General features: G+C 32.2%; 11 protein-coding genes. 8 read left to right on the forward strand and 3 right to left on the reverse strand.

Annotated features, from left to right (window positions below; all coding sequences use genetic code 11):
* From K6343_03220 to K6343_03250, 7 genes are all read left to right on the forward strand, one after another.
* Positions 1-965 (forward strand): iron-containing alcohol dehydrogenase (locus K6343_03220; protein MEF3244979.1); only part of this gene is annotated, 965 nt, incomplete at its 5' end.
* A 102-nt stretch (positions 966-1,067) separates the two neighbouring features.
* Positions 1,068-1,733 carry a prepilin-type N-terminal cleavage/methylation domain-containing protein gene (locus tag K6343_03225; GenBank protein ID MEF3244980.1) on the forward strand — a complete coding sequence of 222 codons (666 nt, stop codon included), beginning with the start codon at positions 1,068-1,070 and terminating at the stop codon, positions 1,731-1,733.
* Positions 1,734-1,740: 7 nt separating this feature from the next.
* Entirely contained in the window at positions 1,741-2,289 is a 549-nt protein-coding gene (locus tag K6343_03230; protein ID MEF3244981.1) for a prepilin-type N-terminal cleavage/methylation domain-containing protein, read from the forward strand.
* Positions 2,290-2,325: 36 nt separating this feature from the next.
* Positions 2,326-3,837, forward strand: a complete 1,512-nt coding sequence (locus K6343_03235) for a hypothetical protein (GenBank protein MEF3244982.1) — start codon at positions 2,326-2,328, stop codon at positions 3,835-3,837.
* On the forward strand, positions 3,818-4,114 hold the full coding sequence (locus tag K6343_03240) for a prepilin-type N-terminal cleavage/methylation domain-containing protein (protein MEF3244983.1): 297 nt from the start codon (positions 3,818-3,820) through the stop codon (positions 4,112-4,114). Before K6343_03235 ends, K6343_03240 begins: the two co-directional genes overlap by 20 nt.
* Positions 4,105-4,314 carry a hypothetical protein gene (locus K6343_03245; protein ID MEF3244984.1) on the forward strand — a complete coding sequence of 70 codons (210 nt, stop codon included), beginning with the start codon at positions 4,105-4,107 and terminating at the stop codon, positions 4,312-4,314. Before K6343_03240 ends, K6343_03245 begins: the two co-directional genes overlap by 10 nt.
* A 56-nt stretch (positions 4,315-4,370) precedes the next feature.
* Positions 4,371-4,916, forward strand: coding sequence for a prepilin-type N-terminal cleavage/methylation domain-containing protein (locus tag K6343_03250; protein ID MEF3244985.1), 546 nt, complete (start codon positions 4,371-4,373; stop codon positions 4,914-4,916).
* A 33-nt stretch (positions 4,917-4,949) separates the two neighbouring features.
* Here K6343_03250 and K6343_03255 read toward each other — a convergent pair whose 3' ends face one another.
* The 3 genes from K6343_03255 to K6343_03265 form a co-directional block, all read right to left on the reverse strand.
* Positions 4,950-7,196, reverse strand: coding sequence for a bifunctional alpha,alpha-trehalose-phosphate synthase (UDP-forming)/trehalose-phosphatase (locus K6343_03255; GenBank protein ID MEF3244986.1), 2,247 nt, complete (start codon positions 7,194-7,196; stop codon positions 4,950-4,952).
* A gap of 118 nt (positions 7,197-7,314) precedes the next feature.
* Positions 7,315-8,265, reverse strand: coding sequence for a hypothetical protein (locus K6343_03260; protein MEF3244987.1), 951 nt, complete (start codon positions 8,263-8,265; stop codon positions 7,315-7,317).
* On the reverse strand, positions 8,246-9,487 hold the full coding sequence (locus K6343_03265; GenBank protein ID MEF3244988.1) for an SLC45 family MFS transporter: 1,242 nt from the start codon (positions 9,485-9,487) through the stop codon (positions 8,246-8,248). Before K6343_03265 ends, K6343_03260 begins: the two co-directional genes overlap by 20 nt.
* Positions 9,488-9,732: 245 nt before the next feature.
* Between K6343_03265 and K6343_03270 the strand changes: the two genes are divergently transcribed.
* A complete protein-coding gene (locus K6343_03270) occupies positions 9,733-10,677 on the forward strand; it encodes a DUF262 domain-containing protein (GenBank protein MEF3244989.1) in 945 nt (314 codons plus the stop codon).
* The last annotated feature ends 178 nt before the right edge of the window (positions 10,678-10,855 follow it).

Below are 10,855 nucleotides of genomic sequence, written 5' to 3' on the forward strand. Positions count from 1 at the left end.
CTGATACTGTTGATAGAGCAGGTAAAGTTGCAAGAGAAAATGGTGTTGATTTTGTTATTGCAATTGGTGGTGGAAGTGTTATTGATGCAGCAAAAATCATTAAAGTGATTGCAGTTAGTAATAAAAGTTCCTGGGATTATTTTGAAAGACCACCAAAATACACTATTAAAGGAAACACTCTTCCGCTACTTGCAGTGATTACAGTTGCAGCAACAGGCTCTGAGTTAGATGCAGCAGCTGTAATTACAAACTCAAAAACAAGAGATAAAAGAGGTGTATTTGATAGAGCACTCTTCCCTACAGTTTCTATTATAGACCCTCTTCTTACCTTGACAATCCCCAAAAAACAAACCATTGATGGCGTTGTAGATATGTTTACACATATATTAGAAAGCTATCTATCTTCTAAAAGTTCTGCACCTGTTTCTGATGCAATCTCAGAAGCTTTAATGAAAAAAGCACTATACTTTGGAGAAATTGTATACAACAATCCAAGTGATATAGAAGCAAGAGAAAGCCTCTCTTGGATTTCTGCACTTGCACTTTCTAGCATACCCAATGCAGGAAGGAGAGGACCGCTTCCCATGCACAGATTAGAGCATCCCATATCAGGTCTTTTTCAAATTTCACATGGAAGAGGGTTAGCAATCTTACTTCCTTCTTTTTTATATCATACAAAAGACATTCATTCAGATAGATTAAAAGCATTAGGTAAGGCGTTGTTTTCAACAGGTTCTCCTACCAAAACTATTGAAAGACTTGTCCATTTTCTTAAGAATGTCGATGCTTTTGAGTCTCTTAAACATTACAGGGTAAAGAGTCCCGACCTTGAAAAATTTGTAAACATGGCTTTTTTAGATGAGAATAAAGATACTATAGAAGCAAGAGAACCTTTAGATAGAAGTTTAGTTAAGCAAATTTATGAGACTGCTTTTGACTATAAAGAACTTTTTAAAAAAGTTTAGAATTTGATTTTTATAACTCTTTAAATTTGTAGGTAATTCTATAAATTTGTCAATCTTTATTCGATATCTCTTGACAATTTTTTTTAAGTCGTAAAATTTAATATGAATAACATAGGCAGGGGGTTTACAAATAAAAAAGGATTAAAGGGTTTTACCTTAGTTGAGGTGATTGTTGCATTAACAGTATTTTTTGTTGCTGTTATTTACCTTCTTGGAGGATATTACTCATACTACGGCTCTGTAAAACAATTAAATTATAAAGCTATTGGTCAAAGCCTTGCGCAATTTGAACTTGAAGATTTAAGGAATTTTTCTATGCCAGTATTGGATTCGCTTGTTAAAGGTGGTTACTATCCAACAGGATTAACTTATTCTGCGCCTAATTATCCACATGATACAAATACTAACCCAGCTATTTACGACTCTGGCAAGGTTGATACATCTTATAGAATAGAGCACATAACAAAAATTCTTAATGTGGAAAATTCAGAAAGTCTACCAGAACTGATTCTACCAAATAGTATTGAAATTCAGCCTGTTCTCCAAACAGATCTTGTTACAGGTTATACGTATTATGATTATACAATTATTTTGCATAAGGAAGTTTTCCCGCATTATTACCGTAGAGTTGTGATAGTCGATAAAACACCGGGTATTTCATCTTTATCAAATAAAATCTATGAAATTACGGTTACTATTTATTGGAGTGTTAATGGTGTTGAAAAAAACGTAACAGTAACTACATTAAAAAGTGCCAAAGGGAGTTAAATTTGATTTGCAAAAAAGGAACGGTTTTACTTTATTAGAATTGATAATATCTCTATCGATAGTTATTATAGTTATTATCATGGCTCTTGCAACGTTTTCCCGTTTTTATACTGTAAGAGCCTTTTACGAGCAACAACTTGTTATTGAGCAAAACTTCCGTTTAGCACTTGACCGCATTACTGAAGATTTCAGAGAATCAAGTAACCCAGAAGGGGGTGCAATTATCTTAAAACCTGAAGATAATACAATGGAAGAAGAACTTATCTTTAGTAAATCTGGTGGAACACAAGTAAGGTATATTCTTAAAGGAACTGGCTCCCAAAAATTTGCTATTTACCGAGAAATATCTAATGACTTTACAGCAACCCCACCTTCTTTAATAAGCAGTCAACCGATAACTGAGGATATGAACCAGATTGTAAAACTTTATTTTATAAGGCAAGGTGGTAAGGTTGTTGTGATTATAGTTGGAAAGACTAGTTATTTTGGTGCAAAAAATATTGTTTCCTTTACTTCGCTTATATATTCACGCAACTCTCCTGAAGAAAATCCGTAAGGTATGAAAATTTTGTCCTTGAAAGGAGGGATAAAAATGAATAAAAATTATAAAAAGGGATTTGTCCTCGTTTGGGTAGTGCTTTTTTCTTCTGCTCTTTTTCTATCAATCATAGGAATTATCTTAAGAGTCATACCTCAGAACCAAATACTTGTTTCAAGTGCAAATTCAAAAAGGTCTCTGGCAGTAGCAGAGGCAGGTCTTTCGCAGGCAATATTTGATATCCGTAATACAGATTTTGCAAGTAATACTATTTTACCTACCGATACTGACCACTATTTAACAGTAGCAAAAGTAAAAGAAATTATTAAGAATGCTCCTAACCACGTCGTTGATTGTGGGGAATACGGTTATTCAACAAATCCTTATTCAACCTATTGGGTAAAGATTAAAAGATTACCTAAAGGAGACGAAGACATATGGGATCCTGATACTGGCGTTGAGTGTGAAAAACACATATACATTGTGGTATATGCGCTTGGGACAATCTATGATAGCTCTGCAAAATCAAAAGTATTGGCAAGAAGCGCTATTAAAACAGAGTATGGGATAACTTACGAAAAGAAAAACCAATACAATCCAACAAATCAAAACGAAGCCTTTAACTACGCTGTATTTTCTGGAAATGACATTGAGTTTGGTGGTAATTCTAAAGCTATTGATGGGAGTATATACAGTGGTGGGATAGTAGATTTGGGAAGTTCTCCATCGAAAGTAAGGGTGCAAAATGGTAATCTTGAATCAGTAGGTGGTTGGGTTGGCAAAGGACAGGTTACAGGCTCTAAAACTCAAGTTCAAGACAAAGGATTCCCTGAATTAGATCTTGTGTATTACAAGGCATTAGCTAATAGGTTTAAAACAGGACAGTTTCCGTACAATGGAACTGTAACCGGTTTTCCAAATACTAATAGTCCGATATTGCAATCAATTATACAGTCGTACCTTGGTGCACAAGATGTTTCTTCTACTGTAAATGGTATTCAAAACTTCTATTCCGATCTTATGAATGGAACAGGGTTATTTTTGACATTGGATCCCATTACGGTTAACAATTTAAGAGACAATATTAAAGCGGTTGTTTATTACTTAGATGCTGACAGTCCTTTAAATGGTGGAAACGGAAACGGAATGATTGATAGTGGTGAGCAAATTAAAATAAATGCTAATTTTAACTGCCAAGGTGCAATTGTTATTAATGGTGATTTATCCATTAATGGAAGTGCAAACGTAACTAACGAAGGTGGTCTTGCTATTCTTGTTAATGGCGATATAATTAAATCCAATGGAAACGGTAATTTGAGTGGTTTATTCTATGCAACTGGAGGAATGGAATTTGGAACAGGTAGTTTTAGTATAACTGGGGCTATTGTCACAAAAGAAAAGATTACCGTAAGTGGTAGTTATACTATTACCTTTCAGCCTATCACAAATATGCCTAATCTAGATATTACTGGAGAATCCTTTACACTAAAAAATAGCATTAGAGAAGTTCAAGAATCGCACTCTACATGGGAGCAAATATCTTTCGATGAATTTAATAATCCGTAAAAAGGGATTTACTCTATTAGAACTTCTTATAGTGATAGTAATCGTTGCAGTATTTTTGAGTTTGGTTTTGCCATTTGCTTCAGATTTAGCAGGTAAGCGACATATTGAAAATGCAACTATACAGTTCCAACAAGATTTACTACTATTACAGAATCTTTCTATTACTCATGGCACAAACGATAAATTCAAAATCACTTTCCTTGATAATTATTCCTATAAGTTCAAGAAGATGAAAACATTACAAACGTTGTTATTAGGAATCTTCCCTTGGACATAGAAATTTACGACCTTAAGGTAAATGGAGTAAGCACTACTTTTCCACAATCTTTTAATTTTGATAGTGTTGGGCGGTTTATTAATTTAGCTAATTCACAACCATGCTTTGTAGAAATTTATCTTCAATTGGGCAATGGTATAAAACAAGAAAAAATTGTTATCTCTCCAATTGGGAGGGTAGAAGTTGTGGTAATTAAATAACGATTTTTTAAGAAGTTTTTAAAAGTGTGTATATTTTGTTAAACTTATAATTGAAAATGGGTGTTTTTAAGAAAAGACATAGTGCATTTACTCTTTTAGAGTTAATAGTTGTTATTACAATAATTATATTCTTTACAACAATTGGTGTTCCAGTTTTATCAAACGTTCTTGTTGACTATGCACTTTACAATGCTTCAGTTCAGCTTCAGGAGGATATATTGCTCATCCAAAATCTTGCAATCACAAATAGTTCCGACAGTGTAGCACGTTTTAGAATAAGATTTTACCCAAGTCAAAATAGGTATATTATTGAGGCAAGTGAGGAAGCAAATTTAGTATTGGGTAAAGGAAAGTTAATTGAGAGAAAACTTCCTCCAAATATAGGTTTTCCTATGGCTTTTGGCAAAAATGTTCCAGAATCTGTTGTTTTTGGAATAAATAGTACGCCTCCCAACTTATATATTGATTTGAGTTTTAACAACGTAGGTAACCCATTTCAAGGCGGTGGGCATATTAATTTAGTTACAAAAAACTTTAATAAACAAATCTCTATCGTAGTTTCTGTAATTGGAAGAACACGTATTGAATGGATAAAAAAGTGAAAAACTACTTCATGAATAAAAATTTAAGAGCTTTTAGGTTAGTTTTAGTAGTCTTTTAATTAAATTTTTTATATAGGAACCTTTCTCTTTCTTTGAAATTGAATTTAAAAGAACTTTTAGGAAACTTACGAGTTCTTCAGTTGAGTTTACATAGTATTTAGCATTAGTGTAGTTTGTTTTACCAACTCTTATTGAATAACCGTATTTATTTGAGACTTTGAAGGCTTCTTCATCTACAGAATCGTCACCTGCAAAAAGAATAAAATCGTATCCTCTTTTTGCAACTTGAGAAACAAAAATCCCCTTATTAATTTCTTGTGGTTTTATTTCAATTCCATTGTTTATCTTTAAAACAAGGGCGTTTGTGTTAGCAGTAAGTTGAACAAGAATGTCGTATAGTTCTCTTGAAGCAGGAAGAGCAATTTCCTTTTTAGCATTTCTATAATGGAAGACAACTGAAAATTGTTTTTCTTCTATCTCTGCACCTGGCACTCTGTCTTTATAAAGATTTAGGATATCAATAATTTTTTCCTTAAATGAGGTATCTACCCAGTCGAAAGCTTCTTTCCAATCCGTGTTCGGCTCTTTTACAAATGCTCCATGCTCTGCAATTAATGTAATAGGAAAGTTTTTAAAAAATTGCTCTAAACTTTCTTTTCTTCTTCCACTTGAAATTGCAATATAGGTATCATTTTTAACAAAATCTTTTAATAGTTCTACTAAATCCTTACCTGGAAAAGTTTTCTCTCTTAAGTTGCTAAAGGGAACTAAGGTTCCATCATAGTCTAATATTAAGGCTTTCTTTTGGGCTTTGACGAAATTTTCTATAATATTTTCCTTTTCTTCTGAGTTTAAATAGATAGGATTAAAATTTACTGTTTGTGATAACTCTGTGAGGAAACTCGTGGTCCACTTTTTTATATCGTATTTTTTAAGATATTCAATTGCGTTTCTGTTATTCTCCAGTTGAGTTTTTTTATCGGTTTGTAATGCAATTTTTAATTTATCTGCAATATCTTCAATATCATTAGGGCTAATTATCATCGCATCTCTTAAGTCTTCTGCTGCACCTGTTAATTCACTTAAAATAAGAACGCCATCTTTAGAAGTTGCAAGGAACTCTTTTGATACAAGATTCATGCCGTCTGCAAGTGACGTTACAAGCAAAACGTCACCAATGATATAAAGTGGCACAAGTTCTTCAAAAGGCAAATTCTTAAAAAGATAGTTTATAGGAACCCATCCAATTTCTCCGAATTTGCCGTTTATTTTTCCAATTAAATATTCGATGTATTCTTTTGTTTCATTGTATTTATCTACACCAATTCTTGATGGAACAACAACTACAATGAATATAATGTTTTTTTGAAATTCGGGGTATTTTTCTAAGAATCTTTCAATTGCACGTAGTTTATTGACTATGCCTTTTGAGTAATCGAGTCTATCGATAGATAACACTACCTTTTTACCATAGATCTCCCCTTTTAGCTTTTGTAAATTTTCTTTCACCTTTGGATTGTCTTTAGCGTTTGCATATCTATCAAAATCAATACTTATTGGGAAAACACCTGTGCGGCTTACTCTATCGTTGTAAATTATTGTGCCTCCATCTTCTTCAATAGGTAAACTATTCCTAACTGTCTTAATAAAATTTTCACGGTATCTATGGGTGTGGAACCCTATTAGATCTGCATTAAGGAGCCCTTCAAGGATTTTTTCTCTCATTTTCTTTGGGATTTGAATAAATATCTCGTACGAAGGAAAAGGAATGTGTAAAAAGAAACCTACTTTTACTGAAGTGTTATTCTTTTTTAGAAAGTATGGCAATAGCATTAAATGGTAATCATGCATCCATACAATGTCGTCTTTTTCTAAAATATTGACAAGAGTGGATGCAAACTTTTTATTGACTTCTATATAAGAATTAAATTGCTCGTTAAAGAATTTTGCATACGATGTAAATGAGTGGAATATTGGCCAAAGAGAAGTATTGCAAAAACCTAAATAAAAATCGTCCATTTCTTCTTTTGTTAAGAAAACAGGAATTGCATTAAAATTTTCAAATAGGTAGTTTTTTACACTCTCTTGTTCTTCTAAAGAAACTGTTTCACCAGGCCATCCTACCCAGTAGAATTCTTTTGAATTAGTAATTTCTAGAATTGTTCCAATAGAGGAGCTTAAACCTTGCACAAGCCCACCAGGACTTTGCTTAAAAATCTTTTTTTCCTTTTCCTCTGTTAAGTGAACAGGTAATCTATTTGAAACAATAACAAGTTTCATATTTTAAGTATAATAGTGTTTTGTTTTACTCAAACAATTTAACTAAAGATCTTTTACTTTTAATTAGTTTTTACAAATCCTTCTCGGTTCCTCCTTGCCTTTTAAATGAACAATTCACTTAAGATTCAAATAATTCGGTTACTTTAACAGAGACTTTGCCTATCTCTTTAGTTATTATTGTTAGAACACTACTGTTTTCAACTTTTTGGGTAATTATTGTTAATTTCTCGCCTACAGCAAATACAAACGGATAACTTTTCCCTATATCAACTAATTTATCATTTAGTAATATTCCCTCTATGTGTAAATTAGCTATTTTATTAAAAATTGTAAGTCTACCCTCGTTTAACGAACTTTCATTCTTTACTATCATGCTTTTTAAATACGTAATGTAAATGTTTTGTTCATTTACTACTTTATTGTCTAAATTGCGCATTGTATCAACTACGTCGGTTATGATTGCATATACACCTATTGATTTTGCTAATTCAAATTCTTTTGCTTCGTTAACTGTCCAGGGAATGGTTATAGATGAAAATGCTTTATAGTCCTCTGTTAGGTATCCAATGTTAGGTTTTAAAAAATCAATTTCTCTTGCATACTGCAAGACATCTTTGGGTTTATGATAATAAAGGTAAGCAAATTGTAAGTTATTGAATACTTTTTTTCCTTCAAAAATTGCATCATGATAAAAGGAAGAAATAAAAAATAAGTCAAAATTGAAGTTTTTAACAATATTAGCAACTTTTTTTAGATCTTTTGGGTTCTTAAGTTCAACATCAACGATTTTATTTTTAGACTTCGCAATTTCCAAAATGCTGGTAAGTGTTGGAACAGTGTTTCCGTTAATGTTAATTTTAGAAAGCTCTAAGAAAGTATGTTGTCTTATATTAAAGTCATATCCTATAAGTCTTTTTAGGTTTTCATCATGCGATACTACAATAGTTCCATCTAAGGTAGATTGGGTATCAATTTCGATTCCGTCTGCTCCTAATTCAAAAGCCTTTTCAAAACTATTCAACGTATTTTCTACTTCGTAAATACAACCTCTATGTCCTATTATTTTCAATTGCTTCTCCTCCTTTTACATTAAACATAAGAATTATTGCAATTGTGATAAATACAATCGCAAATGGAAATATTACAAAGGTAGTGTGTGCTTTATCTGATATAAAACCAGCCAATGGAGGTGCAACAATATTTGCAAATTGAGAGAAAAAGTAATAAAAACCAGTATGTGTGCCTTGCGTTTCTAAGGTTCCTAAATCAAGCACCATTGGAAGCGAGTTTATATTGACAAGCGCCCAGCAAATTCCGCCGACTATGAAAAGATATTTATGCAAAGAAACACTTTTTAAAATAGTAATCAATCCAAAAACAATAATTAGTCCAAATAAGCCTGTAAGAATTGTGTATTTTCTTTTAAGAGTTTTTGCAATATACCCAGATGGAAGAGCAAAAATCATAAAAGAAAGCGAAAACAGTCCTAAATTAAATTTGGCTAATTTTTCAGCAGTTTCTCCTGCAAGACCTGTTTCTTTTACCATGTATACAACATAAAATGTTTCAACTGAGTTGAATGCAATAAACCAAAACAGTATTGATAAAAGCACAAAAAGAAGGTTAAAGTTTTCTTTTTTGAATAATTTGCCAATTTGTTTAAAAACTGGCTCAGTTGATTTTGTTTCTGGTGCATAAATAGCATCCCTTTTTTCTTTTATTGAAATAAAGAGTATTATAACAGATACTACAAGAATTAAACTTGCAAGCCCAAAACCTAACTGTCTATTAACTGAAGAAATTCTTCCTAAAAGGAAATATACAAGTAATGATCCAAAGCCACCCATAAAGTTTATTATTCCATTTGCAGGTGATCTTTCCTCTGATGGAACAACATCTGGCATAAGCGCAATTACTGGCGCTCTAGCTACTGCCATCGAGAAATTCATCAAGAAAAGTGTGGTAAAAAATACGTAAAATGAATAGTGATTTGATACATAAGGAAGAAGGATAAAAAATATCGCTCCAATTGGTAGCGCTGTTATAATAAAAGGCATCCTTTTCCCAATTTTGGTGTTTATTCTATCTGAGAATGCCCCTACAAGTGGAATGATTGTAATTGCAAGGATGTTATCGAGATTCATTACCCATCCGATTAAGTAGTAAGAAAGGTGATAACGTAAATTGAGAATAAGTGGAACGTCGGCGTTGTAAAGCGACCAAATAATTGAAATGCCAAAGAACCCAAGGCCTAAGATGAAAATTTTCGCAAAACTTATCTTTCTCTTCATTAGTTCCTCCTTTAAAACAATTATATGAAAAAGCAATTTATTTTCCAAAAGCTTCATCAATTTTGTATAACTATAAAATCCTTCCTAGAAAGGTTTACGAATTTTCCAAATATTGCCATTATTTATAAAATGTATGGAGATCCTGCACTTACATTTGAATTATTTAGTTTAAAATTTGGTAAATTTTGCGTTAAATGTATTTAAATTAAGAAGAAATAAATTTAGCTTAAAGGGGGTCCTAAATAATGGAATCTAAAGTATTATTTAAGTCTTCAGAATTTACAATTTCTCAACTTGTAGAGTACATTGACTCAGGTTTAATTGCGTTACCTGAATTACAAAGACCTTTTGTTTGGAACGATGTCAAGGTAAGGGATCTATTTGACTCACTTTTCAAAGGTATGCCGATTGGAATACTTATTCTATGGGAGATTTATGAAGGCACACCAATAAAACCAATTACTCAAAATCATACTGCAAACCCGAAATATGTTGTTATTGATGGGCAACAAAGACTCACATCTCTTTATTCTGTAATAAAAGGAAAAGAGGTTTTGAAAAAGAATTTTAATGAAAGGCTTATAAAAATCGCATTCAACCCTTTTGAAGAAAAATTTGAAGTTTCAGATGCTGCTATAGAAAAAGACCCTAAATGGATTTCAGATATAACCACTATATTTGAAAGCAATGCTGCGTTTTCTTTTATAAATGCGCTATTTGAAAAATTTAAAGAAAATGGCATTAGCTTTGATGAGAATGCTATCGCTCAAAACATAGAAAGGTTGTATAACATCTTATCTTACAAGATTCAGTCAATTGAGTTATCTTCTCAAGTAGACTTAGAAGAGGTAGCAGAGATTTTTGTGAGAATTAATTCCAAAGGCAAGGTGCTTAATCAATCTGATTTCATAATGACTTTGATGTCGGTTTACTGGGATGAAGGAAGAAAAGAAATCGAGACTTTTTGCAAGCGTTCTCGTGTACCACCTACAGGAGAAAAACATGATCCTTCACCTTTCAATGTATTAAGAATAGAACCTGAACCTGAACACTTAGTCCGTTCAATCATTGCCTATGGATTTTTGAGAGGAAGGTTGAAGTATGCATATCTTGCCCTTAGAGGGAGAGATTTTGATACAGAGAAAGAAAGATCCTCTCCTGAAACTGTTAGCATGCTATTGGGTATCTAATAAAGAGATGAATTTTAAATTCAATGGATGGAAAGTAGAAAAATAATTAAGAAATTGCCTATGCAATTATGTAATCAATAGGTTTTGATTGACTCAAGCTTTAACTTTTTTATTTATAGTATCAAAAACATATAACAAACTATACTGCCTCTTGACAAAAAAGATAAAATCATTAGAA

The sequence above is a fragment of the Caldisericaceae bacterium genome (genome assembly GCA_036574215.1).
GTDB lineage: Bacteria > Caldisericota > Caldisericia > Caldisericales > Caldisericaceae > Caldisericum.

Coding starts and splice junctions, on each gene's coding strand:
- K6343_03225 (MEF3244980.1), top strand. CDS start 1,068: ATGAATAACATAGGCAGGGGGTTTACAAATAAAAAAGGATTAAAGGGT.
- K6343_03235 (MEF3244982.1), top strand. CDS start 2,326: ATGAATAAAAATTATAAAAAGGGATTTGTCCTCGTTTGGGTAGTGCTT.
- K6343_03240 (MEF3244983.1), top strand. CDS start 3,818: ATGAATTTAATAATCCGTAAAAAGGGATTTACTCTATTAGAACTTCTT.
- K6343_03250 (MEF3244985.1), top strand. CDS start 4,371: ATGGGTGTTTTTAAGAAAAGACATAGTGCATTTACTCTTTTAGAGTTA.
- K6343_03255 (MEF3244986.1), bottom strand. CDS start 7,196: ATGAAACTTGTTATTGTTTCAAATAGATTACCTGTTCACTTAACAGAG.
- K6343_03265 (MEF3244988.1), bottom strand. CDS start 9,487: ATGAAGAGAAAGATAAGTTTTGCGAAAATTTTCATCTTAGGCCTTGGG.
- K6343_03270 (MEF3244989.1), top strand. CDS start 9,733: ATGGAATCTAAAGTATTATTTAAGTCTTCAGAATTTACAATTTCTCAA.